Here is a 26,454-nt window from a genome sequence, read left to right as displayed (position 1 = left end):
CTATGAAAAACCCGCCTTGATGGCGGGTTGCTGTTGCGATACTCAGTCTTGTTTAGCCGACCACGTTCGCGTTGTAATTGGATAACAGATCTTCACCGGCAACCTGGAAGATATTGTTCAGATAATCCAGCTCCAATACCGTGTCGCTATCCAGTACCTGCTTGACGAAAGTCGCTGTGAAGGTCGAGGTGAACTCAGCGTTTTCGTGCTGCTTGTAGGTACCCAGCGGGTTTTTCTTGAACATCACATTCAAGTGCGTCACCAGGGCCACTTCTTCCGAACGGCCTTCCGAGGTATATACCTCGACGTTGGAGCGACACTGCAATTTGATGACCTTGAATGGGTTGGCCATCAGCTGGGCGACTTCTTTGTATAGCGAGTTCCACTTGATCTCGCCTTCCAGTTTGTCAAACCCTGCGGGCAATTCGATCTTGCCGATCATGCCCAGGGCTTTGTGCTCCTGCATGATGACCGAGACATCTGGCAATTTGACTTCGTCGGCCCGACCCAGGAAGGAGTTACCATCCAGATAGATATTGGCGTTGGTAATACGGTTGATTGCGATCTTGCCTGCCATGATCAGTTACCTCCTTTCAAGCTGAGCAGATATTCCGAGGTGATCTCGGTTTCGAACGACAAGCGTTCCATGGGGGGCGGTGGTGTGTACTTGTAGCTGATCAGCAGGTGGCCAGCTGCCAGTTCGGTCTGTTGGTTACGGGCAGGGTCAAACCAAGCTTTGAAGCCGAGCAGCGCCCCATCACCGATCAGTTTGCGGCCATAGCCATTCACCGACTCCACCAGCGCATCAATGGTGGCCTGGTTCAGAGGCATATCGATGTATTGCTGACTGAAATAGCGGATGGACTCATTGATCACATCCCCAGTGCGGCGCACGTTCTCGAAGTTACGCATGTGGCTGACAGTAGGCCAGGCGGCGGTGCGGTTGCCCCATAAGCGGAAGCCTGAGCCAAAGCTTGAGAACACCGTCGTGATGCCTTGCTCATTGAGCATGTTCACTTCAGATGTCGGGTCATCGATCATGGCTGACAAAGCACGCTCGACGCCGATCACGCCTGCCAACTCCTGGTTGGAGCTTGACCACCAGAAACCCTTGTCCTGATCGACTTTGGCGCGCAAGCCAGCCGCGCGGGTGGACAATGGCTCCAGACGCTCGCTGTTGGTAACCGGGTCATACACACGAACACGGGGGTAGCACAGGCGAGCCCGGTCGCTTGATGTATTGAAATTGATGGTGCCATTCGGGCCACGGCCTTGCAGCACCTGGTCGAAGGTGGCGCCAACTGGTGCATCGATATAGGCAATCGCGTCCAGTTGCTCTGCAACCGCCACCATATCGCTGGCTACGGCGCTCTGCTCACAATACACCGGCGCAATCAGAATCTTGGCGAAGCATCCAAATTGGTTATAGGTGTCCTTCAGTGCTTTCATGCCAGTCCGCTGCCCTTGTGCATTGACACCACCCATGATGTCCGCCGCGGTGACCTTGCTCGGATCAGCGTAGTCATAGCTGACCTTCAAGGTTGCAGGGCTGGCGGAAATCTTGCCGGACTTGACACGGGTGAGCGTGCCACTCTGCAAATCCACCGTATAGTCAGTCTTTTCCGCATAGGTTGTCGTGCCATCGGCACTTTTCAGTTGCAGGGTCAGCAAGCCTTGCTTGGTTGTTTTGGCGATGCCGGTCTGGGCATCGAACTTCAGATCTTCCGCTGCCACACTCGATTTGTGGATGGCTGGATCAAACACGTTGATGACGATCACCGTCCCCACGCCGTGGTCATAAATGGCATCCAGTGCCTGGGGAATGGTGAAGCCTGGCAGTTGTGCGCCAAAAACGGCGGCATCCTTTTCAGACAGTACCAGCGTCGGTTTATTGGTTGCCCCTGTGGGAGCCGTGCCGATCAGGCCAATGACTGCTGATTTGACGGTGCGCACCGGGCGCGGGCCACGTTCAACTTCAATGGTTTCGACCCCGTGCAGATAGTTTGCAGGCATGTGTTTCCTTTCTTGTTGTATATCGCGTTAATGAATCGTTTGAGAATGCGGCATCAAGGGCATCAGGTATGCCAGCGCCAGTAAGGTGCGCGTGTACTCGTGTTCCGCAGGCATCTCCACTTCCATGCCCGGGAGCATCAACACGTCCTGGCACAGGCGGTCGTCGCCAACAATCAGCGACACACTGCTGGGCACCGGGCCGCAGTACAGATACTTCATTGAATCTCCTTGTAATTGACGGTGTTGAGTCGGATGACATCGGGCAGGCTGATGTCCTCGACCAACAGGGCTTCGCAGGCCACCTCGACCAGTGCCTGCCACTGGCCGGCGGTATCACCCACAATCTTTTCTGATTTGGCATGCAGCTTGCGGCAACCTGGCGGGCAGTAGCCCACCAAAGCCTTCCGCACCTGATCCAGCACATCCAGCTCGCCACCCCGGCCTGCCGGCACCCGCAGCCACACGGTCAGCAACCACCGCACGCGTCGCGGCTGCACCACATTGGCCGCATCCATGCTGTGTTTGAAGGTGCTGCGCCGATAGCTCACCAAGACAGCGCCGGTCGCATGGCTCAAGCGGTAATCCGCCGTGTTGCCAGGCCAATGTTCCACGGCGAGATGTGGCAAGCTGGTTTTCAGTCGTGCCACGATGGCTTCGGTCATTTGCAGTGTCTGCATCAGCAATTCCTTGCATGGTCTGGGCTGGTATGCACGCTGCCGTCTTCTCTGGCCGCCCGATGCCCCAGCCGGGGTGGAAAACACACTCGATTCCGCCTGCAGGTTCCGGTTTTTTTCCGGTTGGTTTTCAGTCGTCATCCAGTGCTGAATTGCATTCAGCCAGCACCGCCCTTGATGGGCTGCGCTGTATGCATGACGTTATCTTCGCTTATTATGGCCGGCGGGTCTTTTAAACTAGTTTCATAAATCAGGCGAAAAATAAAAAATTCAATACACTGATTTTTAACGATTAATTGCCAAAATAAATACAAATAAAAAGGCCCTGATGATTCAATCACCAGGGCCTTTATTCACATCATTATTTGAAGTGAATATAGCTGCATTGCAAAGCCGGTAGTTTATTCAGGCAGCAGGCCGATCTGTTCGCATCAATTGCAGATTTTCAATTTTCATGGCCAGGGTATCGAGCTTGGCTTCGATCACCATCTGGTTGCGCACATAGTCTTCCCGACGGACATATTGGATCGGCAGATCGGCCTGGAAACGCAAAAACTCACGTTCCAGCGTCTTCCAACCCTCAGTTTCGCGGCGGATCTGCTCAAGCAGACCCGTGAATTTATCGTCCCAGTGCCGGGAAGACACTTCCCGTGCAGAATCGAGTGCGCTAAAGCGTTGCTCCAACCGACGATCCATCTGCACCAGCAGTACCTTGCCCGCAGCAAATGCAACGCCCGCCAGTGAAAACAGCATCGACAGCAGCTGCCAGAACTCGATCTGCAGCATCATCCCAACCTCCTTCCGTTGTCATGTTCCAGCATCTGCTGGCAGTCGATGCAATATTGGCAGCCAGGTGCCGCCAGACGGCGGGCCTGGGGAATCGGCTCGCCGCAGTGATCCATCTGGCAGAATTCGGCAGAGGGGCCTTGCGATGCATGGTGAAAGCGGGCCAGCGCCGCATCGCGGAACGCTTCTTCACGCATGGCCGCGTGATCAATCAGATCCATGAAAAACATCCTTTTTTTGATTCGTTTCGAGTGTCCAGTCAATCAACCCGTTGGTCTGCGCTGCCAAGTTGCGGCAGTACTGCCCATAGTCGGCAAGGTGCGCGAGGAGGTCGGCTGGTTGTAACCCGGCGTCAACGGCGTCGGCGGCATCGGTCGGGTCAGCAGGTTCGTCGGTAAAGGGGGTGGCAGGCAGATCTGCGCCGATGGCGCGGTTCCACAGGCGCATAAAGCCACGGGTAAACACACAGCGAGGCTGCGGGGTATCAACCTGCGCCAATGCTGGGCGATATACTTGTGTAACATCGTTGATCCTTTCCTTGACGTATTGCGCTTGGCTGGCATGTTTGACTTGTGCTTTCGACAGAGCGGCCTGCAGCCAGTCGGCCTCTGCATGCAGCCGGGTCTGCTCTGCCAGGGCGTTCTGCGTCGCGGCCAGCAGCGCATCGGCATGCTGTTTCTGCAGCGTGATCAGGGCGTGTTCAGCGTGTTGTTTACCTTGCCGGTAGCCCATCGTGAAACCTGCACCTGCTGACAGCAGCACGGCTGCCGCCATGTACCACAGCCCTGGCCTGGGTAGGGACAGCAGGTTCATGTCGCTTCCTTGGCTGAGGCCAACACTCTCAGGATGGCATTGGCAACAGGCAACGCCACTGCCACCAAGGTGTAGAAATCCACAGGCAGCAAGGGCTGTAACAAGCCCCAACCGGCCTCAAGCGCCACGGTGCCTGCAACCAACGCGTTCAGCCACAAGGTTTTGCAGGCCAACCAACGATAACGTCGTAGCATGGTCAGCCCCTCGCCAGCTCAAAGTGCGGGTACTCCCGAAATGGTGCACCCGGTCTGCCATACCAATTCAGGCCCAATGTCATGCCAATAGCCCCGGCTTGCTGCCAGGCCGGGTGAGTAGCACGCCACATCGGCTTGCCGCCCACCATCGGCACGATGTCAAACGCACGGGCAGCGGGTCGGCCCTGTAGCGTGAAATTGTGGGCGGACTGCCCGCCACGCGCATTGGTGACCCTTGCGCCGGTATTGCCATCCCGCCCTTGCGCATAAAGCTGGTCCTGCTCGGCGCGGCTGCGATAGGTGCAGGTGATCAGGATGTCCAGGCCCGCCGCCTGGCATCGCTTCAAGAATTCCCGGCAAAGTGGTTGCAGATCCGGGTGCAGATCTTCAATCAGACGGCTTGGCATGACGCCCTCCCTTATACGAACGAATAGCTATTATCGGGATGGCGCCCAGGTGGGTCTTTTAAACTGGTTTAGCGATTGAATTGAACGGATCACGACACAGGCCATTGCAGCATGCGTATTCGGTCTGGCTGAGCGGAGGAAGTTGGCGAGGCCGTCGCCGCCTCATTTGGCGGACGACACCTTACGGCGACGGCTTGCCACCGCCCGGTAGGTCTTTTCCAGGGCTTTGTCTGACAAGTCGGTCAAGGACTCGCTTTTGAAATGTTTATAAAGGAATGCACCCAACCAGGCCGCATCTTGCTGCGTGTTGATCTTGATATACGCCAGCTTGCGCGTGCGCCAGCGTTCATTTTCCTTGCGCGGGCTGCTGGCTAGGCTGTTCAGGCGCAGCAGCCACTGCCTGAGATAGGTATCGGCTTTGTCGTAATCCACAGCGGCAATCAACCGGTAGCGCGTCACCCGGCAATGCGCATTCAACGCACCCCACACCGCACGATAGCCTTTTGGTTCCTTCTGCAGACGTGTTTCCAGCTCGACGATCTCATTCACCAATGCGGTCAGCTGCGCAGCTTGCGCCTCGCTGATATGATCTGTGCCAGGCTTGACCAGCGCCTTGACATGGGTGACGTGTTGCGTGGTCACGATATTCACCGTGGTGCCGTTAGGCATGGTCAGCGCATCGCGCGAGATGGTCGTGAGCGCGTCACTGCCTTGCTCCATCACAGCCTGTTGCGCCGCCTGGGCATTCAATGAACGGATGCCCGTCAGCACATATTGCACATCCACACCAAACAAGGCAGCATGTGCCAACATCTCACCCGATAAACCACTCTCACCGATTTCGTAGCGACGCTGTGTCTCCCGGCTGATCCCCAGTTTGCGTGCAAAGTCCGCTTGGCTATAGCCGATGCGAGCCCGCTCTTCGACCATGCGGATTGCAATATCAGCTCGATCAATCGCCATGAAAAACTACTGTATTTTTTGACATGCCTCTAATTTGTGGCATATAATTACACCATCGAAAGACAACGTTTTTCGTAAGCAATAACAGATACTTGATCAATTCAAACCCTAACAACAGAAAGGCTCATCATTACTGTATATCTCCATGATTCCCCTCTCGCGTCACTGCGAGGCCAAACCAAGGCAAACGGCTCATTCCAACCATTCAGACCAAGTGCTGACGAGGCAGCATTCGTATCACAACATCATTATCCGTTGACGGATTGCACGCTCGCAAATGCTTTCCATATAAACCCATGCGATGGGTGGTTTGAACCACCTCTAACCGCCAGGGCATGCGCCGAACCAGATGAAACGTCACCTCCGATCGCCTTGTGGTCAAAACCGGGACGTCTTTTCACCCTGGCCAGCCCACCCTGACGACATTCATTGACCGTTGTACCCCTGCCCGGGTTGGCACCCGTGCAGCACAAATTTGCTTTGCCGTACCTGCCTGGTTTGCCAGTGCGGGCGCTGCCAACGCCTGTACTGGCTCACACATTACCACCGGGCGGTCAGCGAAATTGAACACGCTGCATGGTTTTTCACGCCATGCAAACACATGAAACAGATAAAAAAGGAACACACATGAAGGAAACCTTCCGCAGCAAAGGGCCCGAATTATTGACTGACCTCGCACAACACGTTGCTGCCTCATTGGTTGAATTGGCGAAGCTGGACAAAGATCGCTCGGAACAGGTTGGACGTGTCATTGCCGACCGCATGGCCAACCACTGGGGTGGCCAGAACATCTATTTCCCCATGGGGCTGACCCAGCGGACATCCGACCGGGATGACCAGATCTACCGCGAATTCACCGGTAGCAATCATGCCGAGCTGGCCCGTAAATATGGCGTGTCGTTGCAGTGGATTTACAAGATCGTCAAAAACAAACGGGAGCAGGAATTGGCCGCAAAACGGCCACCAACCTTGCAATAAGCGGACAGGCGGAGTGTGGCGCCGTATGATACGGCGCGTGCTCAGGCGTCGTTGACAGGCTGCCTGCCCACCAGGCGGCGCAGGATCGGGCTGGTCATGCAGGTGGTGACGATGGTCATCAACACCAATATGGTGAATAAAGGTGCCGAGATCACACCGATGTCCAGCCCGATGTTCAGGATCACCAACTCGACCAACCCTCGGGTATTCAATAGAACGCCCAAGGCCCAGGCATCCCGCGCCATGACGCCGGACAACCGGGCCGCCAGGGTTGCGCCGACCACCTTGGCCAAGGTGGCCACACCAATCACGCCCAGCACCACCGGCCACGTGCCAACATCCAACAAGGCGTTGATGTCGGTGCGCAGGCCGGTGAACACGAAAAAGATCGGTACGAACAGCACCAGTGTCAGGTCTTCCAGCCGTTCGACCAGCCCCTCTGCCTGACCATGGCTACGCGGCATGACCACGCCGGCCACAAATGCACCAAACAAGGCGTGAATGCCCAGCCATTCCGTGGCGATGGCCGAGCAGAACAACAGCACCAGGACCAACGCCAACCAGTCATGGGTGAATTCCGCCACGCCAGCCCGCCGATGGGCAATCCACGACAGGCCAGGGCGGACAATCATCAACATCACGGCCAGATAGATCAATGCACCGCCGATGGTGCCCCAGACCGGCAGGCCGTCCGATCTGGCATTGATCATGGCCACAACCACGCTCAGTGCGATCCACACCACGATGTCGATCACTGCAGCGCTGGACAGGGCCATCGTCCCAACCGCTGCCCTGGTCAAACCGGCGTCACGTAATATACGGGCCAACACCGGAAAGGCCGTCGCGCTGCACGCGATGCCGATGAACAATGCAAAGCCATGGAAGCCGCCGCTGGCGCTGCCATAGATCGGGTACAGGAAATGAGCCAGCGCAACACCACATGCAAAAGGCAGGGTCAGCGCTCCGATGGCCACGACCAAGGCAGATCGCGAGGTTTCACGCAATGCGCGTAGATCCATCTCCAACCCGATCACAAACATGAACAGCACCAGCCCAACCTGGCTGACTGCGCTGAGTGATGCCAGTTTGGCGGCAGGAAACAGCCAATGAGATAGCGCAGGCGCCCACTGCCCGAACAAGGTCGGCCCCAGCAGGATACCTGCCGCCATTTCACCGACCACCTGCGGCTGTCCGATCCACCGACAGGCGCGGCCCAACAGGCGCGACACCGCCAGAATGGCCACCAGCTGCAACAGAAAACGGATCAATGCTTGTTCATCTGTCGCGCTGGCTGTCCGACAGACGTAGGCCAGGGGCACCGTCGGCCAGTCATACAACAGCCAAGCCGCAACCAATAGTGGGCTGAACAGCCCTATCCACAACCAACGTCTACCTGCCATCTACCTTACCTTCCTGCTTGATCACGCATGGTGCAATCTGGATTCTCTCATTTACCACTCATCCATGCGGCGTGCATCTCGTGCTACGAAAACGTTGATTCATCTCAATCCGATACTGCCTTGGCGCCCACATCGCTAGTCTGTGTGCATCCAGACAGCCATCAGGAGCCACACGATGCACCCCGATCCACAACTCACCATGCACCTGAGCCCCCCGTCAGCCGCCGTGGTCGAGCTGAACGGCATTCACAAACATTATCGACTGGGACAGGTCACTGTCGCAGCATTACATGACATCCAGCTGACCATCGGCGCGGGCGAATTCGCGGCGCTGTGGGGGCCATCCGGCAGTGGCAAGACCTCGCTGCTCAATATCATCGGCCTGATCGACACCCCCACCGGCGGTCAGCTCAAATTGGCTGGACAGGACCCTGCACGGCTGAACGACCGGGCCCGGGCGCGTTTGCGGAATCACAGCATCGGTTATGTGTTTCAACACTTCAATCTGATCCCTGTGCTGTCTGCCCTCGAAAACGTTGCCCTGCCCTTGAGCATGCGGGGCATGTCACGTCGGCAGGCTCAAGATAAGGCAGCTGTCACGCTAGAGCAGGTCGGCCTCGCCAGCAAATTGTCGATGCGCCCTGATGCCTTGTCCGGTGGCCAGCGCCAGCGGGTCGCGTTGGCTCGGGCCTTGGTCATCGAGCCCGCCCTGGTCGTGGCAGACGAGCCCACCGCCAATCTGGATGCGGCCACCGGCGAGGCCATGATCCAGCTGATGCGGGACATCAACCGCCAACGCGGTGTCACCTTTCTATTTTCCACCCATGACCCACGGCTGATTCACGCTGTCGATCGCTTGATCCGGCTGGCCGATGGCCGCCTGCAACCCACCGAGGAGGCTGCATGATGCGCCAACCGATCTCACTCGCGACCCGCAATCTGTGGAAACAGAAACGCCGGTCATTTGTCACTTTGCTGGCGATCGCCATCGGCTTCACCGCCATCAACCTGTTTGCCGGATACATTGCCAATGTGTATCGCGGCATCCAGCTGAACGCCATCCACCATGAGGGGCTGGGGCACCTCACCATCGCCAGAGCTGGTTTTTTTGAGGCCGGCGGCATGAACCCCAAGAAATATCTGCTGGATCAGCCCACACTACAGAAGATCTTGCACGCCAGCCGCACCGAGCCGGGGGTGCTGCTGGCGACACCACGGCTGGCGGTATCCGGGCTGGCCTCCAATGGCAAGGTTTCCACCATCTTCATCGGCATGGGCGAGGTCCCCGCCGACCGTGAGCTGATCCACCACGGCCCTGGCCAGACGGTCACCCCCCAAGCCAATACCGGCACCGTGGCAGAGGGATTGGCGACCAACCTGGAGATCAAAGCCGGAGACAGCCTGACGCTGCTGGCCGCCACGGTGGATGGCCAGACCAACGCACTGGATCTGACTGCTGATCGCATTGTCAACACCGGCATCGTCGAGACCAATGACAAGCTGCTGCAGCTCTCGCTGGATTTCACCCGCCAACTGCTCGATACCGATGGTGCCGACCGGGTGACCTTGCTGCTGGCCAATACCGCAGACACCGCCCGTATCCAGGCAGCGCTGGCCGCGCGCTTCCAGGCACAGGGCTTGTCGCTGGAAATCAAGACCTGGCAGGACTTGTCGAACTCCTACAAGCCAGTCAAGGCAATGTTCGACACCATCTTCCTATTCATCTCATTGATTGTGCTGGTGATTGTTTTGATGAGCATCATCAACACCATGAGCGCCACGGTGATGGAGCGGGTACGTGAAATCGGCACCCTGCGCGCCATCGGTATGGATCGTGCTGGTATCCGCCGCCTGTTTTCCATCGAGGGCTCGATGCTGGGCATCCTGGGCTGCCTGGTTGGGGCCATGGTGACGACTGGGCTGACGCTGGCCATCAACCATGCACACCTGACCTATGTCCCGCCGGGCTATGTGCAGCCCGTGCCGTTCACAGTCATGTTGCTGCCCAATACCCAGCTGGCAGCAGGGCTGGTGCTGGCCCTGATTGCCATGATCGCAGCCTTCTTCCCCGCCATGAAAGCGGCCCGCCTCGAAATTGTCGATGCCCTGGGCCACATCTGACCCACCCGATCCACCTTGTCGCCTGCCACCCAGGCGACAAGTTCAACATAGGAAATCATCATGTTCAAAATCACCGTATTGACTGGGCTGCTCACGCTGGCCAGCCATGCCTTTGCCAGCCCAAGCCCGCAAGACATCGTCCGCCAGGCAGATCAGGCCAAAAGCTATGCCGAAAGCGGCATGGAGGGCCAGATCAGCATGACCTCGACCAGTGAGGGGGAACAAAAGACCCGCGAATTGGCAATCAAGATCAGCACGCCTGGCACCTTGGTCGAATTCACCGCCCCCAGCAAAGTCAGCGGACATAAGGTGCTGCAACGTGGGCGAAACATGTGGTATATCCGCCCCGGCGTGAAAAAACCGATCCCGATCTCACCCAGACAACGCCTGTTTGGCGAGGCTGCCAATGGTGATATCGCATCGACCCGCTATGCAGACGACTACACCCCCAGCTTGCTGCGAGAGGACACCCTCAATGGCGAGCCCTGCTATGTGTTCGACCTGCGTGCCAATGACAAGGCCGTCACATACGACCGTATCGTGTATTGGGTGGCCAAACAGCGGCCTCTGGGCATGCAGGCCGAATTCTACGCGCTGACCGGCAAGCTGCTGAAAACAGCCACCTTTGAATATGGCAACAAGCTGCTGGTGGCGGGCAAGGCGCAGCCATTCATCAGCAAGATGGTGATCACCGATGCCGTCAATACGCAATCGCAAACCGAGATGCGTTACAGTCAATTCAGCCAGAAGGCTGTCGATGCCGCCTTGTTCAACCCAGATCTGTACACGGAATAGCCAATGCGCATCCTGCCTGCCCTGCTGGCACTGGCCATGTCTGCCAGCCATGCCATGGATTGGACACTGGAAGCCGATCTGCTGGTAGCGCACACCGACCAGCAATGGCGTGCCGACAGCCCCCTCAACCCGAGCAACCATTTCAATCTGGCCACGCAGTCGCTTGCCTGGCAGTGGCGCCCCACGTTGAAGGGCAGCCAGGGCGACTGGCAATGGCGGCTGAACCCAACGCTGAGTGGCGAGCGGCAGACCAAGCAGGGCGGCCATGATGAAACCCTGACTGCCCGCATGGCGGAATGGGCTGTCAATTGGCGTCCTGTTGCTGATTGGCGTCTCTCACTGGGCAAGCAGGTCTTGCAATGGGGGCCGGGTTTGACAGCCTCACCCAGCAACCCGTTTGACTATGACAACAGCCGCCGCAATCCCTTGGATCAACTGACCGGCAAGGGATTTGCCCGATGCTTGATCAACCTGGACGACCATTGGTCGCTCAATCTGATGGCCAGACTGAAAACAGCCCATGACGAAGCCAGCTTCGCCGCGCAGCAAGCCATCAAATTGGACTGGATCGGTAACACGGCCAGCGCCAGCCTGGTCGCCGCCCACCGCCAAGGCGAGGCCGCCCATGTCGGTGCGTATGGGCAACTCACGGCTAGCGATGCGGCTTTGTTGTTCTTCGAGGCGAGTTATGCCACCGGGCCAGCTCGGCAAGTGGTCACGGCGGCAAACAACCCGCTAGGGGCAACTTGGCGCACTACGCACCACGCCAGCCAACGAGCCGTTCAGCTCATTGCAGGCGGCAGCTACACCACTGAGGGTGGGCGCACCGCCTCCATCGAATATCGCCATAACGGCCATGGCATGGCACACCCAGACCCAGCAAAACACATGCTATTGGAACGCGCATGGGAACTGGCCCAGCAAGCCACACCGATCAGCGGACTGGGAACGCAGGTGCTGGGCGAAGCGCTGACCCACCATCGCAGCGGGCAGGGCCGCCACTACTTGACTCTACAGTGGCTGGATAACCAGAGCCATGACAAAGTCGAGCTTTTCATGCGCTACACTCGCAATCTGAACGATGGCAGCGGTGAGTGGATTCCCAGCCTCACCATTGAGCTGGCAGATCACTTGCAATGGTTCAACTACGGAACGATCCGCCATGGTCATCGGCACAGCGATTTCGGACAACTATTGGGCTGGAGCCTCACCACCGGCTTGCAATATCGCTTCCGATGATACGCAACGCCCGCCGCAAAGTCGGTATCCTTACAGGAGCCATCTATGCCATTGAATACTGACATGACCACCCGCAACGACCCATACACCCTATCCCGTCACCAATGTTGGCGCTATGTCCGGAATACCTTTGCCATCAACACCATCGCTGGGGTCATCTTTTCCATCATGCTTGGGGATTGGTTGCGGAATATGGCCATCAGTCATGTCTTTGGCTGGAGCCAGTTCCTGACATTGAATCTGACGTTCATGGCACTGAAAGCCTATCGCCCCCCTGTGTGGCTGACCTATACAGTGGGTGCCACCATCGGCGTCTTTCTTGGCGTCGGGTTGAATATGTGGTTACTTTTACCAAGCTGGTACGATGCGCTGATCCATCGCCCCAGCGCGCTCGCGCATACGCTGGTGATATCGTTTTGCATCGTTGTGCCGCTGGTGCTGCTGTTTTCAGTACGCGACCGCCTGCGTGATGTGCAGCTGGCTTTCCAGCAAAAGCAAGCCGAACAGGCAGACATCGAGCGCCGTGCAACCGCAGCCCAGTTGAAGATGCTGCAGGCCCAGATCGAGCCCCATTTTCTGTTCAACACCCTGGCCAATGTGATCAGCTTGATCGACTACTCGCCGGATCAAGCCAAAGCCGCTCTGATACATTTCAACAACTACCTGCGGGCCAGCCTGCAGCGCACCCGCGCCCATGATGCCACGTTGTCGGACGAGCTGGATCTGATCCGCCACTATCTGTCCATCCTGCAGATCCGCATGGGTGCGCGGCTGCAATTTCAGATCGACTGCCCGCCGCCACTGCTTGGGCTTCCCTTCCCACCCATGTTGGTGCAACCATTGGTGGAAAACGCCATTACCCATGGGCTGGAGCCCAAAATCGAGGGAGGAACCGTGCAGATCCAAGTCCGCCGGATGCATGATCAACTGATTCTGTCAGTAACCGACAACGGCTTAGGATGGGATCACAACCCATCGAGCCCGGGGCACGGCGTCGCGTTGCACAATATACGGGAGCGGCTACAGGCGCGCTTTGGCGACCAGGCCAGCCTGCAGCTGCAATCCAACAACCCTGGGGTGGCCGTCACCCTGACCATGCCTTTAGGTGCCACCTCATGCCCACCGCACTGATCGCAGACGACGAGCCCCATCTGGCCAACTACCTGTCACAACGTCTGGCCACACTCTGGCCAGAGTTGGAGCTGGTCGGCATTGCCCATCATGGCCTGGAAGCACAGGAATGGCTGGTCGCTCGACAGCCGGACATCGCCTTTCTGGATATCAAGATGCCCGGCCTGACCGGCCTACAGGTAGCCGAACAAGCGCACTGCCACTGCGTGTTCATCACCGCATTTCAGGAATTCGCTGTCACAGCGTTCGAGCACAATGCGGTCGATTACCTGCTCAAGCCCATCAGCGATGAACGGCTTGGCCAGACCATCACCCGCCTCAAGCAACGCCTGGTAGCCCGGCAAGCCCCACCAGAGCTTGGCTCATTGCTGCAACAATTGCAGCAGGCCATTTCCCCCCACGCCAGAGCAGAAAAGCTACGCTGGATACGGGCGGGCATCGGCCATGATATCCGCCTGGTCGCAGTCGATGACGTAGCCTACTTCCAGGCCAGTGACAAATACACCGCCGTGGTCACCCGAGAGGGCGAGTACCTGATCCGCACCCCACTCAAGGAATTGCTGGACCAACTGGACACCGAACACTTCTGGCAGATACACCGAGGGACAGTCGTCAATGTCCGCCAGATCCGAGAAGCCAGCCGGGACTTATTGGGCAAGCTGACGGTCAGACTGAAAGATCGGGATGAAAAATTGGCCGTCAGCCGGGCATTTGCCCACCTATTCAAACAGATGTAACCAATATTCCTTGCCTGGCAAGCTCTATATGCGAACTGCCAGACAAGGAAATTTTTGCCATATCAAGCGGCAACAAAGCCCAGATCTGCAGGCGCAGAGGCAAGAATTTCCCGCGCCTTGGCCATGGTGGCAGACGACATCTGGTTCCCATCCCAATCCAGCTGGCCGCCCATTCCGTCAATCTGCCTGAAGGCATTTTGCATGAACTGCAACCAACGATCCGCCACCTCACCCACCGCCCGGTCACCCAGACGCTGCCAGGCTTCAGTGCCCGCCGCCGCAACAGACATTGAAGCCAGGGTGCTGCTGTGCGCCATGGCGGTTCGCAATTCATCTCTCAGCTTGGGGTTGTCCTTCAACAGCTGATCAACTTCCTGCGCATAGTGGCCGGTAGCATTGATCGCCCCATCAGGCCGCACCTGCAGCGAAAACTTGGCCTGCGTAGGGATACCAGCCTGCTGCATCTTGTATTTGAGCATTTCGCCAAGGTCTTTCAGGCGCTTGGCAACAGAATCAGGGGTGGGAAATTCGATTGGCGGGAGTTCGGCAATCTGGCTCTGGATATGGCGTGCATGCCCTTCCACGCTGATGGAGACAGGCTCACCCACTGCAATACCACGATGGGACACATCAGCAGCTGGTTTCGATGCCTTTGTTTCAGCCTGATTGCGATAGGCAAGAATGGATCTGGATGATGTAGCTTGAACTTGCATGACCGTGACCTCTTGTAAGTTAAGAAGTGCAAACAGCCTTGCAAATTTCACGCCAGACAAAAGGATGAGGCGGCGAGCAGGGACAGACCCCACCCGCCACTCAACAGGAAAGCCCCACCACCAGATCAGCCGCCATGAATGCGTTGATATTTCGCCATCAGTTGATCTTGCGTCTCCGCATGATCCGGGCTGTGCGGAATACAATCGACCGGGCAGACCTGTTGGCATTGCGGCTCATCATAATGGCCGACACACTCAGTGCACAGGTTCGGGTCGATGACATAAATCTCAGGCCCTTGCGAAATGGCGCTGTTCGGGCACTCCGGCTCACATACATCACAATTGATGCACTCATCAGTAATCATTAAAGCCATAGTAAATTCCTCAACTATTCATATCTGCATTGTGTCATGCCCAGCGCACAAGTGCAAACCGGGTCATTACTAATCTATGCTGTTGATTCTGCTGAATCTCTTTGTTCCAAAAGCAGATAATGAACTGCGCCAGCCTTACCCTGTCGACGAATCTGCCAACCTGTCGGCAAATCCGGCACTGTCGCGCTTTCCACATAGATCACCCCCTCTGGTTTGGCACAGGCGGCGGCCAGAGGCAATGTCCTGGCCAGCAGGTCGCTTTTGAAGGGGGGGTCGAGAAAGATCACATCGAACTGATCACGGCATTGCGTCAAAAACCGTACTGCATCCGCCTGAACCACTTCCACATTATTGGCCGACAACCATTGCACGTTTTGGCGGATCGCTTGTACCACCTCCCGCGACATCTCGACCATCTGCACCCGCTTGGCCAAACGCGATGCAGCCTCCAGACCCAGGGCACCGCTTCCGGCAAACACATCCAGGCAGGACAGACCTGTCAAATCCTGCCCCAACCAGTTGAACAGGGTTTCTCGAACACGGTCAGAGGTTGGGCGCAAGCCGTCTTGATCTGGAAAAGCAAGCTGTCGGCGCTTCCACTCACCGCCGATAATCCGAACTTTGTTGCGATACATGTGATTTCCGCCGCTGCCGGCCAACCCCCATCAATTTGATTTACAAAAGAAAAACAATGCAGAACAAGGTAGAATCAATCGAAAAAGACCTGCGGGATCATCCCAGCATGGGATCAATCCCAATAACAGGGTAAAATTATACCCGACTCAAACCAGCAGAATGCCATGCAACGCTTCTTCGATTTTTTCAAACGCGATAAAAACAAAGCCACCCCGCCCGAGCCTGTGCAGCCCGTCGCACCATCGGACACCACATCGCCCCCCCAACCCATGGCGGCAGGGCCGGATACCCCAACGACTGCCGCACCTGCCGTTGAAACACCTGCGGTGAATACCGCGCCCATCGGGCCGCTTGAAGCCCCCCCCCCTGCCCCTGTTGCCCAAGCGCCCGTTGAGACAGCTGCTGCACCTGCACCTGCACCTGCACCTGCACCTGCACCTGCACCTGCACCTGCACCTGCACCTGCACCTGCACCTGCACCTGCACCTGCACCTGAAGTAAAAACCAGCTGGCTGGATCGGCTCAAGCAAGGTTTGTCAAAAACGCGCACCCAGCTTGGCAAACAATTCACGACGCTGTTCCGTGGGCGGAAAATCGATGATGAGCTTTATGAAGAGCTCGAAACCATCTTATTGACAGGTGATGTCGGCATCGATGCCACCTCACACCTGCTCGAAGACATCCGCACCCGGGTGGCCAAGCAGAATCTGGATGACGCAGAGCAATTGCGCAATGCGCTACAGCAGTCCTTCACCGAATTGATTCAACCACTGGAGAAGCCGCTGGATGTCTCCACCGCCAAGCCATTCATCATCATGCTGGCGGGGGTCAATGGGGCGGGGAAAACCACTTCTATCGGCAAACTGGCGAAGTACTATCAATCCCAAGGCAAAAAAGTATTGCTGGCTGCCGGCGATACCTTCCGTGCTGCGGCAAGGGAACAATTGATTGCGTGGGGAGAGCGCAATAATGTGACGGTGATTGCCCAGGAGTCCGGCGATTCCGCCGCCGTCATCTTCGATGCCATCAATGCAGCCAAGGCGCGCGGTATCGATATCGTGCTGGCTGACACAGCTGGCCGACTGCCGACACAGCTGCACCTGATGGAGGAAATCCGCAAGGTCAAACGTGTCATTCAAAAGGCAGACCCGACCGGCCCACACGAAGTGTTGCTGGTGCTGGATGCCAACACTGGTCAGAATGCCCTCAATCAAGTCAAGGCGTTTGATGATGCATTGGGCCTGACCGGCTTGGTTGTCACCAAACTGGACGGCACAGCCAAAGGCGGCGTGATCGCGGCAATCGCCAAGCAACGCCCCGTACCTGTCCGTTTCATTGGGGTCGGCGAGCAGATCGACGATCTGCGCCCATTCTCGGCCCGTGACTACTCAGAAGCGATGTTCAACGAATGATCCAGTTCAGCCAAGTCGTCAAACGTTACCCCGGTGGCTACGAGGCACTCAAGAACATCAGCTTCGAAATCGACAATGGCGAAATGGTGTTGTTGTCTGGCCACTCAGGTGCTGGCAAATCAACACTGCTGAAGTTGATTGCCGGCATCGAGCGCCCCACCAGCGGCAATGTCATTGTCAATGGCCAGCATGTCGGTCAATTGAAGGAGGCCGCCCTGCCCTATCTGCGCAGGAATATCGGCCTCATTTTCCAGGATCACAAACTGCTGTTTGATCGCAGTGTGCTGGACAACGTCCTGCTACCGCTGGCCATCATCGGGTTCAAGCAGCAGGATGCCATCAAACGCGCAAGCGCTGCGCTGGAGCGGGTGGGCCTCCTTGATCGCGCAGCAGTCAACCCGATCCACCTCTCGGGTGGCGAACAGCAGCGACTGTGCATTGCCCGTGCCATCGTACATCGACCAAGCATCGTGCTGGCAGACGAGCCCACCGGCAATCTCGATCATGCCTACGCTGAAGACATCATGGACCTGTTCGAATCATTCAATCAGGTTGGCGTGACCATCGTCTTGTCCACCCATGACGAGGGCTTTCTCAAACATCGCCCGCATCGCATCCTTCGCCTGAAGAATGGGGGACTCAGCCAATGAACGGCTTTAGCACCCAGATGAGCGCCCTGCGCCAAGCGCTCAGACAAATGTATCGAGCACCGTTGAGCACCCTGCTGAACACCTTGGTCATTGGTATTGCACTCAGCCTGCCACTTGGGCTTTACACGCTATTGCACAACGCCGCCCGATTGGGTGGCAACCTGCCTCAGCAGAATCGCATCACCCTGTATCTGAAACAAGATATCGACCAAGTTGAGCACACGCTCAAGAACAGATTTGCCCAATTCCCGGGGGTGGCAAAAGTGGACATCGTCAGCCGCGACCAGGCGCTGTCCGATATGAAACAACGTGGACTGGGCGATGTGCTGGACGCCTTACCGGGCAACCCTTTCCCGAATGTGGTTCACCTCACACCCAACACCGCCGACAACAAAACACTGGACGCATTGCTGGCCCAGTTAAAAACCGAGCCCACCGTCGAACACCTGATTTACGACGCAGAATGGACACGTCGCCTGGCTGCCGCCATCCAGTTTGGAGAACGTTTCGCCTGGATGTTGGCAACCACCCTTGCCACAGCCCTGGTCATTTTGACAGGCAATGCGATACGCATGCAGGTGCTGACACGGCGCGAAGAAATTGAAATCACCAAGCTGATAGGTGGAACCAATCAATTCATCCGACGACCCTTTGTATATTTTGGACTGCTGCAAGGCACGCTGGGCGGTGCTGTCGGGTGCGGCATCGTGGCGCTGGCCGTCAGTCGTTTCCAACCCTCCGTCATCGAGATTGCCCAAAGCTATGGCAGCACATTTACACTGAGCATGCCCCCCTCCTTACACCTGATCATGTCGATCGTCTTGACTGCACTGTTATGTTGGGCGGGTGCGGTCTGGTCGGTCAACCGGTTTCTGGGACAATTGAATCCCACATAGCCTGGACCGATATGCAGTATTGATAATTTCAATCGCACTCATTGAACTTTAGCGTTACATTAGCACTCTCACACGCAGAGTGCTAAACTGTGTTTCAGGAGGAATCTCAACCATGACCGCAACATTGGCATTGCCCGTTTTATCCAACGCAAGCAGCCTGGAACACTATATCCAGACTGTTAACAGCATCCCGATGCTGTCGCAGGAGGAAGAAACCGAGCTGGCCGAGCGTCTGCAGCGCGACAGTGACCTGAGCGCCGCACGCCAGCTGGTCATGTCCCACCTCCGCGTCGTCGTCACCATCGCCCGTGGCTACGCTGGTTATGGCCTGCCGCAAGCCGACCTGATCCAGGAAGGCAATATTGGCCTGATGAAAGCAGTAAAACGCTTCGAACCCAATCGCGGTGTACGCCTGTTCTCGTTTGCCGTGCATTGGATCAAAGCAGAAATCCATGAGTTCATCCTGAAGAATTGGCGCTTGGTGAAGGTTGCCACCACCAAATCCCAGCGTAAGCTCTTCTTCAACCTGCGCAGCCTGAAATCGAGCTTCAACAGCCTGACCCATAAAGAAGCGCGCGACATTGCCGAGCAATTGGGCGTCAAACCCGAAGAAGTCATGGAGATGGAAATGCGCATGTCCGGTCAGGACGTCGCACTCGAAAACACCAACGACGACAGCGAAGAAGCCTACGCCCCCATTGATTGGCTGGCTGATGAGGAAAGCGAGCCGACTCGCAAGATGGAGCGCATGGCCATGGATCACCTGCAAGGTGATGGCCTGGAGATTGCCCTGAACAGCCTGGACGATCGTAGCCGTCGGATCGTCGAAGCCCGCTGGCTGGCAGAGGGAGGTGAAAGCAAGACCTTGCATGATCTGGCCGCTGAATTCGGCGTCTCGGCAGAGCGCATCCGCCAGATTGAAGTCAAAGCCCTCCAAAAGATGAAAACTGCCTTGCAAGCCTTGCCTAGCTTTGCGTAAGCTTGCAACATAGCAGAAAAGGCGGGGCAGTACCCCGCCTTTGTTTTCTACCAGGATTGCTTGTGCCAGACACTCTGTTTAGAATCAGATGATTAGCACAAATCCTTGTTTTGACAAATATTTATATTTGCAAAACTTCCTTGAAAATTCGGCCTGTCGGGCCAAAATAGAAAATGAGTGGGCACGAATATATTGTGCTGGTTCCGACATCGATTTTTCTTTCGCATGCATGTAGCATAATGTGATAAGTTAATACCCAGCCCGGTAGTACTTGCAGTCATGTCGACCCAGTTCAATGATGATTCCCTGCTTGCCCCCGAGAAAAGCAAGCTCAAGCCACCGGCGATGTATAAGGTGGTGCTTCTCAACGACGATTACACACCGATGGAGTTTGTCGTTCTGATCTTGCAGCAGTTTTTTCATATGGGGCGCGAACAAGCAACCAGAGTGATGCTCAAAGTCCATACCGAGGGGCGTGGCATCTGCGGGGTCTTCCCCAAGGATATCGCCGCGACCAAGGTCGATCAGGTGCTGGAGTATGCACGAGAACACCAGCATCCGCTGCAGTGTGTAATGGAGGAAAACTGATCAATGATTGCCCAGGAACTTGAAGTCACGTTGCACATGGCGTTCATGGATGCACGGCAGAAACGCCATGAATTCATTACAGTGGAGCACCTGCTGCTAGCCATGCTGGACAACCCGACAGCAGCTGAGGTGTTGCGTGCTTGTGCTGTCAACATGGATGAGCTGAAGAAGAGCCTGACCCAGTTCATCAATGAACATACCCCTATTGTCTCCGGCAGTGAGGAAGTCGATACACAGCCAACGCTTGGCTTCCAACGCGTGATTCAACGTGCCATCCTGCATGTGCAATCTTCTGGCAAGAAAGAAGTGAATGGCGCCAATGTGCTGGTCGCCATCTTCGGTGAAAAGGACTCCCACGCTGTCTTCTTCCTTCATCAGCAAGGTGTGACAAGACTGGATGTGGTCAACTTCATTTCACATGGCATCACCAAGGCCAATAGTGGGAAAGACCAAGCGCCCTCTGCCAGCAGCGGAAAACAGGAAACCGAGCAGGAAGCCGAACAGGAAAGCGGCACCTCTGGCGCCCTGGAAAACTACACCCAAAATCTGAATGCCCAGGCATCCGCCGGTAAGATCGACCCTTTGATTGGCCGTGAAACCGAAGTAGAGCGTGTCATTCAGGTATTATGCCGCCGCCGGAAAAACAATCCGCTATTGGTCGGTGAAGCAGGCGTGGGCAAGACAGCCATTGCGGAGGGCCTGGCCAAACGCATTGTTGAAGGCGAGGTGCCAGAAGTACTGTCTCGTTCAACTGTTTATGCGCTGGATATGGGCGCCCTGCTGGCTGGCACTAAATACCGTGGGGATTTCGAACAACGGCTGAAAGCTGTCATCAAACAGCTGACTTCTGATCCACATGCCATATTGTTCATAGACGAGATTCATACCTTGGTGGGTGCGGGTGCGGCCTCTGGCGGCACGTTGGATGCATCCAATCTGCTGAAACCTGCCTTGTCCAATGGCACGCTGCGCTGTATCGGTGCGACAACCTACAACGAGTTTCGCGGGATCTTCGAGAAGGATCATGCGCTCTCCCGGCGTTTTCAAAAGATCGATGTCAATGAACCGACCGTTGATCAGACCGTTGAGATCCTCAAAGGGCTCAAGTCCCGCTTTGAGGAACATCATGGGGTCAAATACACCGCTTCAGCCTTGACCACCGCAGCAGAGCTGTCCGCCCGGTTCATCAATGACCGCCATTTGCCGGACAAAGCCATTGATGTGATCGACGAAGCAGGTGCCGCACAACGCATCCTGCCCAAATCCAAGCAAAAAAGGACGATTGGCAAGACAGAAATCGAAGAGATCATCGCCAAGATTGCGAGAATTCCGCCGAAAAACGTGTCGTCGGATGACCGCAATGCGTTGAAGACACTGGATCGCGATCTGAAAAATGTCGTGTTTGGCCAGGACAAAGCGATTGATGCTTTGGCCGCCGCAATCAAGATGGCGCGCTCGGGGTTGGGCAACCCGCAAAAACCCATTGGTAACTTCCTGTTCAGCGGCCCCACCGGTGTCGGCAAGACAGAAGTTGCGCGTCAACTCGCATATATTCTGGGCATCGAGCTGATCCGTTTTGATATGTCGGAGTACATGGAGCGTCATGCCGTCAGCAGATTGATCGGCGCACCTCCGGGATACGTGGGCTTTGAACAAGGTGGTCTGCTTACAGAGCAGATTACCAAACACCCGTATTCGGTATTGTTACTGGATGAGATCGAAAAAGCCCACCCGGATATCTACAACGTGCTGCTGCAAGTCATGGATCATGGCACCTTGACAGATAACAATGGTCGGAAGGCCGACTTCCGGAATGTGATCATCATCATGACCACCAACGCTGGTGCGGAGTCCCTATCAAAACCAACCATGGGCTTCACCACGCAGAAGCAGGCTGGTGACGAGATGCAGGATATCAAGCGCTTGTTCACGCCTGAGTTCCGCAATCGGCTGGATGCCATCATCCACTTCAACGGATTGGATGAAGAGATTATCTTGCGCGTAGTGGATAAATTCCTGCTACAACTTGAGGCACAATTGCATGACAAAAAAGTCGAGATCCATTTCTCAGACAATATGCGCAAGCACTTGGCCAAGCACGGTTTTGACCCGCTGATGGGTGCCCGCCCCATGCAGCGCCTGATTCAGGACACAATCCGCAAAGCATTGGCTGATGAGTTGCTGTTTGGCCGCTTGGCCGGTGGCGGCAGCGTCACGGTGGATATCGAGGAAAGCGGTGAAGTGAAACTGGATATTCAATCAACTGCTGAATCAGAACCCGTGCCCACCAACTCCTGATCCTGATTCGTCTGCCTTTCTGCTAGGCCGCAAGTACATTGCGGCCTTTTCTTTTACCCTCTTGGGTGATGCTGCGCATGCAATAGCTTCAGCCGTTCTTTTGCGACATGTGTATAAATCTGTGTTGTCGAGATATCAGCGTGCCCAAGTAACATCTGCACAACACGCAAATCTGCGCCATGGTTCAGCAAATGGGTGGCAAAAGCATGACGAATGGTGTGCGGCGAAATCAGACGCGGTGCAATCCCGGCTATGTTTGCATAACGTTTCACCAACACCCAGAACATTTGCCGTGTCATGGCCCCACCACGCACCGTCAAGAATAAGGCTGGCGCCCCACCCGGCGTAACCAACAGCCCTCTGGCGTCAGCCAGATAACATTGCACCCAATGAATTGCTTCCTCTCCAAGTGGCACCAAGCGCGGCTTATCCCCCTTCCCAACTGTGATGACCGTACCCTCATTCAGTGAGACATGGGCAAGCTGCAGGCCAACCAACTCTGATACGCGAAGACCCGTTGCATACATGACTTCAAACATAGCCTTATCACGCAAACCCAGCACATCCGATACATCAGGTGCCGACAAAAGGGCATCCACCTGCTGCTCCGACAGAACATCCGGCAGGGCTCGCGGATTCACGGGTGCGCCGATCCTCAGGGTCGGATCGCACGTTATACGCCCATGCTGCACACAATACCGGTAAAAGCGTTTGGCGCTTGAGACAAAGCGCGCAACAGAACTTGGCTTGGCATGCTTCACACTGTTCAGATAAACAACATATGCCTCAAGATCTTCATCTGCCGCGCTCATCAAATCCTGTTTACCATGTGTCTGCACCCATTTCAGAAACAATGTGAGATCACGCCGATAGGCTTGCAATGTATTACTCGATAAACCTTCTTCCATCAGCAGGCTATCGATAAAATCATCCAGAAAATACGGCTCGTCCTTCATGTCCAATCAACCATTGTTTAATGTTCAACATCTCACCATCCTCTTCATGATTGAATCCACCCAGCCCACTCTGTGAAACAACACGGTGGCATGGCACGATGATCGGAATGGGATTGGCCCCACAAGCCTGTCCTACCGCACGAGCCACACTGCCCACGCGTCCGGCCAAGGCAGCATAGGTCAACAACTGTCCGGGTAGAATACACTGCAACTCCGCCCAGACACGCAATTGAAAAGGCGTACCTCTCAACAACATCGGCACATCGAACCTGAAGCAGGGGTCAGCGCTATACCTCAACAACTGCTGGCAAACTTGCTCAGCCAGCCTATTGGTACAGTCCTGTTGCATGTCCATCGCTAGGAAATCCAGACCGATCAATTTGTCATTCGCGGTCTTAACACCTACACATGCGCCATCCAGGCGGAGTATTGCTTGATAGATCGTGTCAGACATAACACAACACATTCGGAGAAAAGCACTCAGTAAGCGGCATGCCAGATACCGAAAAAATGGAGGCCGTTGAGTACCTGATTTCGATCAACATTGATTGGCGATCAACCCAAAGCAGAGAGGGCGCCCACTAAGACCTGATTACTGATCAGAAATCCCAGTTTGACTTGATGAACCCACATCATTGGAATGAAATCCATCTGATTAAGCATCACTTCGCAACATAGCAGCCCACGAAAAAAAACGCCGCGAATTCGCGGCGTTTTGATCAAGCAGTCATAGACCGCTTTATGCGTTTTCTGCTTTACGAGTAGGCAGTTTTTCCTTGATGCGAGCGGACTTACCAGAGCGCTCACGCAAGTAGTACAACTTAGCGCGACGTACGTCACCACGGCGCTTCACTTCGATTGATGCAACAACTGGAGAGTACGTCTGGAACGTACGCTCAACACCCTCACCTGAGGAAATCTTACGAACGATGAAGGAGCTGTTCAGGCCGCGATTACGCTTAGCAATCACCACACCCTCATATGCCTGCAGACGCTCACGGTTACCTTCCTTTACCTTGACCTGTACGACAACAGTGTCACCAGGTGCAAACTCAGGAATAGATTTACCCAAGCGGGCAATTTCTTCTTGCTCAAGTTGTTGAATCAGGTTCATTTCTTTTACTCCGGTTTATTGGAATCTTGTTCCTTCTGGTACTGAGCCAGAAGCCGAGATTCCTCTTTTGTTAACTGGCGATTTGCCAACATCTCCGGGCGACGCAAACAAGTACGCCCCAGAGCCTGTTTCAAACGCCAGCGATTGATTTCGGCATGATTGCCAGATAGCAACACATCCGGTACCCGCATCCCTTGATACTCTTCAGGGCGGGTATAGTGAGGGCAATCCAACAAGCCATTTACAAATGAATCTTGCTCGGCGGATGCATCGGTATTCAGCACACCAGGCAGCTGACGGATAATTGCATCCATCAACACCATGGCACCTAACTCCCCACCCGACAGCACATAATCACCCACCGACACTTCGATATCGACTTGTCGTTCAATGAGCCTTTCGTCTATGCCCTCATAGCGCCCGGCCAACAATATCAATCCAGGCTCGTCCCGCAGCGACATGACCAATTGATGATTCAACAATTGTCCTTGCGGCGAGAGGTAAACCACTTTCGGCGTATGGACGCCCATTGCATTTTGGCGTGCTTTCGCGGCTTCCAAAGCAAGTTCAAGCGGCTCCACCAGCATGACCATGCCAGGCCCACCACCATATGGCCGATCATCAACAGTTCGATAGTTATCTGATGCGAAATCACGTGGATTCCAGCAGTGCAGACCATATACACCACGCTCCAAAGCACGGCGAGAGATGCCGTGCTGCGTGATCGCGTCAAACATGGGCGCGAACAGCGTGACAATATCAAACTGCATCAGTAATCAAGCCCCCAGTCGACAACGATCTTACGACCAGATAAGTCGACTGATTGGACAACACTTGCCACAAATGGCAGGAGTCGCTCAGTTTCGCCATCTCTTACCACCAGCACGTCATTTGCGCCGGTTTCGAAGAGCTGGGTTACTGTGCCCAGGTGCTCATCTTGCAAATTGATCACTGCAAGCCCAATTAAATCAGTCCAGTAGTACTCATTCTCATCAGGCTCGGGCATCTCGCTACGCAATATCCCGACTTGGAGATTCCGGAGCAAGGCCGCAGCATCACGATCTGCAACACCTTCAAATTTAACGACAATACTCTTGGCGTGAAGCTCAATATCTTCAATGGGGACAGCCCGCCAGTTTCCTGGCATGCCAACCTGCCATACCGGATAATCCATCAAGCTGTCTGGATATTCGGTATCTGCATAGATATGAACCCAACCGCGAACACCAAAGGGAGCGCCAATTTGCCCCATGACGATGATGTCGCCAGATTTCTCTACCAAGGTTAAGCAGCTGCTTTGGCGGATTGCTTGATCAGCTTGGCAACAGCGTCGCTAACCTGCGCGCCGCGCTCTTGCCAGAACTGAATACGATCCAACGCCAAACGTGTGCCTTCAGCGCCTTCCTTGGCAACGGGGTTATGGAAACCTACGCGCTCAATGAAACGGCCATCACGGCGATTGCGGGAATCAGTAACCACAACATTGAAAAACGGGCGGTTTTTAGCGCCACCGCGGGCCAGACGAATAACAACCATTTCTATACCTATCTCGTAAACAGGAAAAAGACCGTGATTGTATGTTATTGC

Annotated in this window: 33 protein-coding genes; 13 read left to right on the top strand and 20 right to left on the bottom strand. The window is 55.6% G+C overall.

Annotated features, from left to right (window positions below; all coding sequences use genetic code 11):
* Window positions 1-52 precede the first annotated feature (52 nt).
* From HNQ59_RS03335 to HNQ59_RS03290, 10 genes are all read right to left on the bottom strand, one after another.
* The gene (locus tag HNQ59_RS03335) at window positions 53-577 is read right to left on the bottom strand and encodes a phage major tail tube protein (protein ID WP_184035164.1); all 525 of its coding nucleotides are present in this window, start codon (window positions 575-577) and stop codon (window positions 53-55) included.
* 2 nt (window positions 578-579) lie between these two features.
* Window positions 580-2,013 carry a phage tail sheath subtilisin-like domain-containing protein gene (locus HNQ59_RS03330; RefSeq protein WP_184035161.1) on the bottom strand — a complete coding sequence of 478 codons (1,434 nt, stop codon included), beginning with the start codon at window positions 2,011-2,013 and terminating at the stop codon, window positions 580-582.
* Between the two features lie 27 nt (window positions 2,014-2,040).
* Complete coding sequence (locus HNQ59_RS03325) at window positions 2,041-2,232, bottom strand: hypothetical protein (protein WP_184035157.1); 192 nt, start codon at window positions 2,230-2,232, stop codon at window positions 2,041-2,043.
* Window positions 2,229-2,690, bottom strand: a complete 462-nt coding sequence (locus tag HNQ59_RS03320) for a Gp37 family protein (protein WP_246490831.1) — start codon at window positions 2,688-2,690, stop codon at window positions 2,229-2,231. Before HNQ59_RS03320 ends, HNQ59_RS03325 begins: the two co-directional genes overlap by 4 nt.
* Window positions 2,691-3,092: 402 nt before the next feature.
* Window positions 3,093-3,476 carry a hypothetical protein gene (locus tag HNQ59_RS03315; RefSeq protein ID WP_184035154.1) on the bottom strand — a complete coding sequence of 128 codons (384 nt, stop codon included), beginning with the start codon at window positions 3,474-3,476 and terminating at the stop codon, window positions 3,093-3,095.
* Complete coding sequence (locus HNQ59_RS03310; protein WP_184035151.1) at window positions 3,473-3,694, bottom strand: TraR/DksA C4-type zinc finger protein; 222 nt, start codon at window positions 3,692-3,694, stop codon at window positions 3,473-3,475. The genes HNQ59_RS03315 and HNQ59_RS03310 overlap by 4 nt, the downstream gene beginning before the upstream one ends.
* Window positions 3,681-4,286 carry a hypothetical protein gene (locus tag HNQ59_RS03305; protein ID WP_184035147.1) on the bottom strand — a complete coding sequence of 202 codons (606 nt, stop codon included), beginning with the start codon at window positions 4,284-4,286 and terminating at the stop codon, window positions 3,681-3,683. The genes HNQ59_RS03310 and HNQ59_RS03305 overlap by 14 nt, the downstream gene beginning before the upstream one ends.
* A complete protein-coding gene (locus tag HNQ59_RS03300) occupies window positions 4,283-4,480 on the bottom strand; it encodes a hypothetical protein (RefSeq protein WP_184035144.1) in 198 nt (65 codons plus the stop codon). Before HNQ59_RS03300 ends, HNQ59_RS03305 begins: the two co-directional genes overlap by 4 nt.
* Before the next feature lie 2 nt (window positions 4,481-4,482).
* Window positions 4,483-4,887, bottom strand: coding sequence for a M15 family metallopeptidase (locus tag HNQ59_RS03295; protein ID WP_184035141.1), 405 nt, complete (start codon window positions 4,885-4,887; stop codon window positions 4,483-4,485).
* Window positions 4,888-5,049: 162 nt separating this feature from the next.
* Complete coding sequence (locus tag HNQ59_RS03290) at window positions 5,050-5,850, bottom strand: transcriptional regulator (RefSeq protein ID WP_184035138.1); 801 nt, start codon at window positions 5,848-5,850, stop codon at window positions 5,050-5,052.
* A 627-nt stretch (window positions 5,851-6,477) separates the two neighbouring features.
* Between HNQ59_RS03290 and HNQ59_RS03285 the strand changes: the two genes are divergently transcribed.
* Window positions 6,478-6,828, top strand: a complete 351-nt coding sequence (locus HNQ59_RS03285) for a Mor transcription activator family protein (RefSeq protein ID WP_184035135.1) — start codon at window positions 6,478-6,480, stop codon at window positions 6,826-6,828.
* A gap of 41 nt (window positions 6,829-6,869) precedes the next feature.
* Here the strand turns inward: HNQ59_RS03285 and HNQ59_RS03280 are convergent, their stop codons facing one another.
* Window positions 6,870-8,228, bottom strand: a complete 1,359-nt coding sequence (locus HNQ59_RS03280; RefSeq protein ID WP_184035132.1) for a cation:proton antiporter domain-containing protein — start codon at window positions 8,226-8,228, stop codon at window positions 6,870-6,872.
* Between the two features lie 175 nt (window positions 8,229-8,403).
* Here HNQ59_RS03280 and HNQ59_RS03275 point away from each other — a divergent pair, with 175 nt between their 5' ends.
* From HNQ59_RS03275 to HNQ59_RS03250, 6 genes are read left to right on the top strand one after another with little or no spacing between them, the layout of a single operon-like run.
* Window positions 8,404-9,135, top strand: a complete 732-nt coding sequence (locus HNQ59_RS03275; protein WP_246490830.1) for an ABC transporter ATP-binding protein — start codon at window positions 8,404-8,406, stop codon at window positions 9,133-9,135.
* Entirely contained in the window at window positions 9,132-10,349 is a 1,218-nt protein-coding gene (locus HNQ59_RS03270; RefSeq protein ID WP_184035129.1) for an ABC transporter permease, read from the top strand. Before HNQ59_RS03275 ends, HNQ59_RS03270 begins: the two co-directional genes overlap by 4 nt.
* Before the next feature lie 60 nt (window positions 10,350-10,409).
* Window positions 10,410-11,144: an outer membrane lipoprotein-sorting protein gene (locus tag HNQ59_RS03265; RefSeq protein ID WP_184035126.1), complete on the top strand. Its 735-nt coding sequence runs from the start codon at window positions 10,410-10,412 to the stop codon at window positions 11,142-11,144.
* 3 nt (window positions 11,145-11,147) lie between these two features.
* Window positions 11,148-12,383 carry a hypothetical protein gene (locus tag HNQ59_RS03260; RefSeq protein ID WP_184035123.1) on the top strand — a complete coding sequence of 412 codons (1,236 nt, stop codon included), beginning with the start codon at window positions 11,148-11,150 and terminating at the stop codon, window positions 12,381-12,383.
* A gap of 45 nt (window positions 12,384-12,428) precedes the next feature.
* Window positions 12,429-13,514 (top strand): sensor histidine kinase, encoded by a 1,086-nt coding sequence (locus HNQ59_RS03255; RefSeq protein ID WP_184035120.1) that lies wholly within the window; start codon window positions 12,429-12,431, stop codon window positions 13,512-13,514.
* Window positions 13,499-14,251, top strand: coding sequence for a LytR/AlgR family response regulator transcription factor (locus HNQ59_RS03250; RefSeq protein WP_184035117.1), 753 nt, complete (start codon window positions 13,499-13,501; stop codon window positions 14,249-14,251). The genes HNQ59_RS03255 and HNQ59_RS03250 overlap by 16 nt, the downstream gene beginning before the upstream one ends.
* A gap of 62 nt (window positions 14,252-14,313) precedes the next feature.
* Here HNQ59_RS03250 and HNQ59_RS03245 read toward each other — a convergent pair whose 3' ends face one another.
* The 3 genes from HNQ59_RS03245 to rsmD form a co-directional block, all read right to left on the bottom strand.
* Window positions 14,314-14,964, bottom strand: a complete 651-nt coding sequence (locus HNQ59_RS03245; RefSeq protein ID WP_184035114.1) for a hypothetical protein — start codon at window positions 14,962-14,964, stop codon at window positions 14,314-14,316.
* A 125-nt stretch (window positions 14,965-15,089) separates the two neighbouring features.
* Window positions 15,090-15,338 (bottom strand): YfhL family 4Fe-4S dicluster ferredoxin, encoded by a 249-nt coding sequence (locus tag HNQ59_RS03240; RefSeq protein ID WP_184035111.1) that lies wholly within the window; start codon window positions 15,336-15,338, stop codon window positions 15,090-15,092.
* Window positions 15,339-15,412: 74 nt separating this feature from the next.
* Window positions 15,413-15,973, bottom strand: coding sequence for a 16S rRNA (guanine(966)-N(2))-methyltransferase RsmD (rsmD, locus tag HNQ59_RS03235; protein WP_184035108.1), 561 nt, complete (start codon window positions 15,971-15,973; stop codon window positions 15,413-15,415).
* Window positions 15,974-16,138: 165 nt separating this feature from the next.
* Between rsmD and ftsY the strand changes: the two genes are divergently transcribed.
* The 6 genes from ftsY to clpA all read left to right on the top strand — a co-directional run bounded on the left by ftsY (window position 16,139) and on the right by clpA (window position 22,797).
* Window positions 16,139-17,386, top strand: coding sequence for a signal recognition particle-docking protein FtsY (ftsY, locus tag HNQ59_RS03230; protein WP_184035106.1), 1,248 nt, complete (start codon window positions 16,139-16,141; stop codon window positions 17,384-17,386).
* Complete coding sequence (gene ftsE / locus HNQ59_RS03225; RefSeq protein ID WP_184035103.1) at window positions 17,383-18,036, top strand: cell division ATP-binding protein FtsE; 654 nt, start codon at window positions 17,383-17,385, stop codon at window positions 18,034-18,036. Before ftsY ends, ftsE begins: the two co-directional genes overlap by 4 nt.
* Window positions 18,033-18,932 (top strand): permease-like cell division protein FtsX, encoded by a 900-nt coding sequence (gene ftsX, locus HNQ59_RS03220; protein ID WP_184035100.1) that lies wholly within the window; start codon window positions 18,033-18,035, stop codon window positions 18,930-18,932. The genes ftsE and ftsX overlap by 4 nt, the downstream gene beginning before the upstream one ends.
* Window positions 18,933-19,044: 112 nt before the next feature.
* The gene (gene rpoH, locus HNQ59_RS03215; RefSeq protein ID WP_184035097.1) at window positions 19,045-19,911 is read left to right on the top strand and encodes an RNA polymerase sigma factor RpoH; all 867 of its coding nucleotides are present in this window, start codon (window positions 19,045-19,047) and stop codon (window positions 19,909-19,911) included.
* Between the two features lie 279 nt (window positions 19,912-20,190).
* Window positions 20,191-20,499, top strand: coding sequence for an ATP-dependent Clp protease adapter ClpS (clpS, locus tag HNQ59_RS03210; RefSeq protein WP_184035094.1), 309 nt, complete (start codon window positions 20,191-20,193; stop codon window positions 20,497-20,499).
* Window positions 20,500-20,502: 3 nt separating this feature from the next.
* Window positions 20,503-22,797: an ATP-dependent Clp protease ATP-binding subunit ClpA gene (clpA, locus tag HNQ59_RS03205; RefSeq protein WP_184035092.1), complete on the top strand. Its 2,295-nt coding sequence runs from the start codon at window positions 20,503-20,505 to the stop codon at window positions 22,795-22,797.
* A gap of 53 nt (window positions 22,798-22,850) precedes the next feature.
* On the opposite strand, the gene xerD is transcribed toward clpA, so the two are convergent.
* The 6 genes from xerD to rpsP all read right to left on the bottom strand — a co-directional run bounded on the left by xerD (window position 22,851) and on the right by rpsP (window position 26,403).
* Window positions 22,851-23,753 (bottom strand): site-specific tyrosine recombinase XerD, encoded by a 903-nt coding sequence (gene xerD, locus HNQ59_RS03200; protein ID WP_184035089.1) that lies wholly within the window; start codon window positions 23,751-23,753, stop codon window positions 22,851-22,853.
* Window positions 23,725-24,207: a methylated-DNA--[protein]-cysteine S-methyltransferase gene (locus HNQ59_RS03195; protein WP_246490829.1), complete on the bottom strand. Its 483-nt coding sequence runs from the start codon at window positions 24,205-24,207 to the stop codon at window positions 23,725-23,727. The genes xerD and HNQ59_RS03195 overlap by 29 nt, the downstream gene beginning before the upstream one ends.
* Before the next feature lie 285 nt (window positions 24,208-24,492).
* A complete protein-coding gene (gene rplS / locus HNQ59_RS03190) occupies window positions 24,493-24,867 on the bottom strand; it encodes a 50S ribosomal protein L19 (protein ID WP_184035085.1) in 375 nt (124 codons plus the stop codon).
* A 5-nt stretch (window positions 24,868-24,872) separates the two neighbouring features.
* Entirely contained in the window at window positions 24,873-25,637 is a 765-nt protein-coding gene (trmD, locus tag HNQ59_RS03185) for a tRNA (guanosine(37)-N1)-methyltransferase TrmD (protein WP_184035083.1), read from the bottom strand.
* Window positions 25,637-26,149 (bottom strand): ribosome maturation factor RimM, encoded by a 513-nt coding sequence (gene rimM, locus HNQ59_RS03180; protein WP_343074194.1) that lies wholly within the window; start codon window positions 26,147-26,149, stop codon window positions 25,637-25,639. The genes trmD and rimM overlap by 1 nt, the downstream gene beginning before the upstream one ends.
* A gap of 2 nt (window positions 26,150-26,151) precedes the next feature.
* Window positions 26,152-26,403 carry a 30S ribosomal protein S16 gene (rpsP, locus tag HNQ59_RS03175; protein ID WP_184035394.1) on the bottom strand — a complete coding sequence of 84 codons (252 nt, stop codon included), beginning with the start codon at window positions 26,401-26,403 and terminating at the stop codon, window positions 26,152-26,154.
* Window positions 26,404-26,454: the final 51 nt, after the last annotated feature.

This window comes from Chitinivorax tropicus (genome assembly GCF_014202905.1).
Taxonomy (GTDB): domain Bacteria; phylum Pseudomonadota; class Gammaproteobacteria; order Burkholderiales; family SCOH01; genus Chitinivorax; species Chitinivorax tropicus.
Note: the sequence above shows the minus strand (reverse complement) of the source record. Positions and strands in the feature narration are given on the sequence as shown.

Bases quoted from the DNA above. Each gene is read 5' to 3' on its own strand.
- HNQ59_RS03335 (WP_184035164.1), bottom strand. From the start codon at position 577: ATGGCAGGCAAGATCGCAATCAACCGTATTACCAACGCCAATATCTAT.
- HNQ59_RS03330 (WP_184035161.1), bottom strand. From the start codon at position 2,013: ATGCCTGCAAACTATCTGCACGGGGTCGAAACCATTGAAGTTGAACGT.
- HNQ59_RS03325 (WP_184035157.1), bottom strand. From the start codon at position 2,232: ATGAAGTATCTGTACTGCGGCCCGGTGCCCAGCAGTGTGTCGCTGATT.
- HNQ59_RS03320 (WP_246490831.1), bottom strand. From the start codon at position 2,690: ATGCAGACACTGCAAATGACCGAAGCCATCGTGGCACGACTGAAAACC.
- HNQ59_RS03315 (WP_184035154.1), bottom strand. From the start codon at position 3,476: ATGATGCTGCAGATCGAGTTCTGGCAGCTGCTGTCGATGCTGTTTTCA.
- HNQ59_RS03310 (WP_184035151.1), bottom strand. From the start codon at position 3,694: ATGGATCTGATTGATCACGCGGCCATGCGTGAAGAAGCGTTCCGCGAT.
- HNQ59_RS03305 (WP_184035147.1), bottom strand. From the start codon at position 4,286: ATGAACCTGCTGTCCCTACCCAGGCCAGGGCTGTGGTACATGGCGGCA.
- HNQ59_RS03300 (WP_184035144.1), bottom strand. From the start codon at position 4,480: ATGCTACGACGTTATCGTTGGTTGGCCTGCAAAACCTTGTGGCTGAAC.
- HNQ59_RS03295 (WP_184035141.1), bottom strand. From the start codon at position 4,887: ATGCCAAGCCGTCTGATTGAAGATCTGCACCCGGATCTGCAACCACTT.
- HNQ59_RS03290 (WP_184035138.1), bottom strand. From the start codon at position 5,850: ATGGCGATTGATCGAGCTGATATTGCAATCCGCATGGTCGAAGAGCGG.
- HNQ59_RS03285 (WP_184035135.1), top strand. From the start codon at position 6,478: ATGAAGGAAACCTTCCGCAGCAAAGGGCCCGAATTATTGACTGACCTC.
- HNQ59_RS03280 (WP_184035132.1), bottom strand. From the start codon at position 8,228: ATGGCAGGTAGACGTTGGTTGTGGATAGGGCTGTTCAGCCCACTATTG.
- HNQ59_RS03275 (WP_246490830.1), top strand. From the start codon at position 8,404: ATGCACCCCGATCCACAACTCACCATGCACCTGAGCCCCCCGTCAGCC.
- HNQ59_RS03270 (WP_184035129.1), top strand. From the start codon at position 9,132: ATGATGCGCCAACCGATCTCACTCGCGACCCGCAATCTGTGGAAACAG.
- HNQ59_RS03265 (WP_184035126.1), top strand. From the start codon at position 10,410: ATGTTCAAAATCACCGTATTGACTGGGCTGCTCACGCTGGCCAGCCAT.
- HNQ59_RS03260 (WP_184035123.1), top strand. From the start codon at position 11,148: ATGCGCATCCTGCCTGCCCTGCTGGCACTGGCCATGTCTGCCAGCCAT.
- HNQ59_RS03255 (WP_184035120.1), top strand. From the start codon at position 12,429: ATGCCATTGAATACTGACATGACCACCCGCAACGACCCATACACCCTA.
- HNQ59_RS03250 (WP_184035117.1), top strand. From the start codon at position 13,499: ATGCCCACCGCACTGATCGCAGACGACGAGCCCCATCTGGCCAACTAC.
- HNQ59_RS03245 (WP_184035114.1), bottom strand. From the start codon at position 14,964: ATGCAAGTTCAAGCTACATCATCCAGATCCATTCTTGCCTATCGCAAT.
- HNQ59_RS03240 (WP_184035111.1), bottom strand. From the start codon at position 15,338: ATGGCTTTAATGATTACTGATGAGTGCATCAATTGTGATGTATGTGAG.
- rsmD (WP_184035108.1), bottom strand. From the start codon at position 15,973: ATGTATCGCAACAAAGTTCGGATTATCGGCGGTGAGTGGAAGCGCCGA.
- ftsY (WP_184035106.1), top strand. From the start codon at position 16,139: ATGCAACGCTTCTTCGATTTTTTCAAACGCGATAAAAACAAAGCCACC.
- ftsE (WP_184035103.1), top strand. From the start codon at position 17,383: ATGATCCAGTTCAGCCAAGTCGTCAAACGTTACCCCGGTGGCTACGAG.
- ftsX (WP_184035100.1), top strand. From the start codon at position 18,033: ATGAACGGCTTTAGCACCCAGATGAGCGCCCTGCGCCAAGCGCTCAGA.
- rpoH (WP_184035097.1), top strand. From the start codon at position 19,045: ATGACCGCAACATTGGCATTGCCCGTTTTATCCAACGCAAGCAGCCTG.
- clpS (WP_184035094.1), top strand. From the start codon at position 20,191: ATGTCGACCCAGTTCAATGATGATTCCCTGCTTGCCCCCGAGAAAAGC.
- clpA (WP_184035092.1), top strand. From the start codon at position 20,503: ATGATTGCCCAGGAACTTGAAGTCACGTTGCACATGGCGTTCATGGAT.
- xerD (WP_184035089.1), bottom strand. From the start codon at position 23,753: ATGAAGGACGAGCCGTATTTTCTGGATGATTTTATCGATAGCCTGCTG.
- HNQ59_RS03195 (WP_246490829.1), bottom strand. From the start codon at position 24,207: ATGTCTGACACGATCTATCAAGCAATACTCCGCCTGGATGGCGCATGT.
- rplS (WP_184035085.1), bottom strand. From the start codon at position 24,867: ATGAACCTGATTCAACAACTTGAGCAAGAAGAAATTGCCCGCTTGGGT.
- trmD (WP_184035083.1), bottom strand. From the start codon at position 25,637: ATGCAGTTTGATATTGTCACGCTGTTCGCGCCCATGTTTGACGCGATC.
- rpsP (WP_184035394.1), bottom strand. From the start codon at position 26,403: ATGGTTGTTATTCGTCTGGCCCGCGGTGGCGCTAAAAACCGCCCGTTT.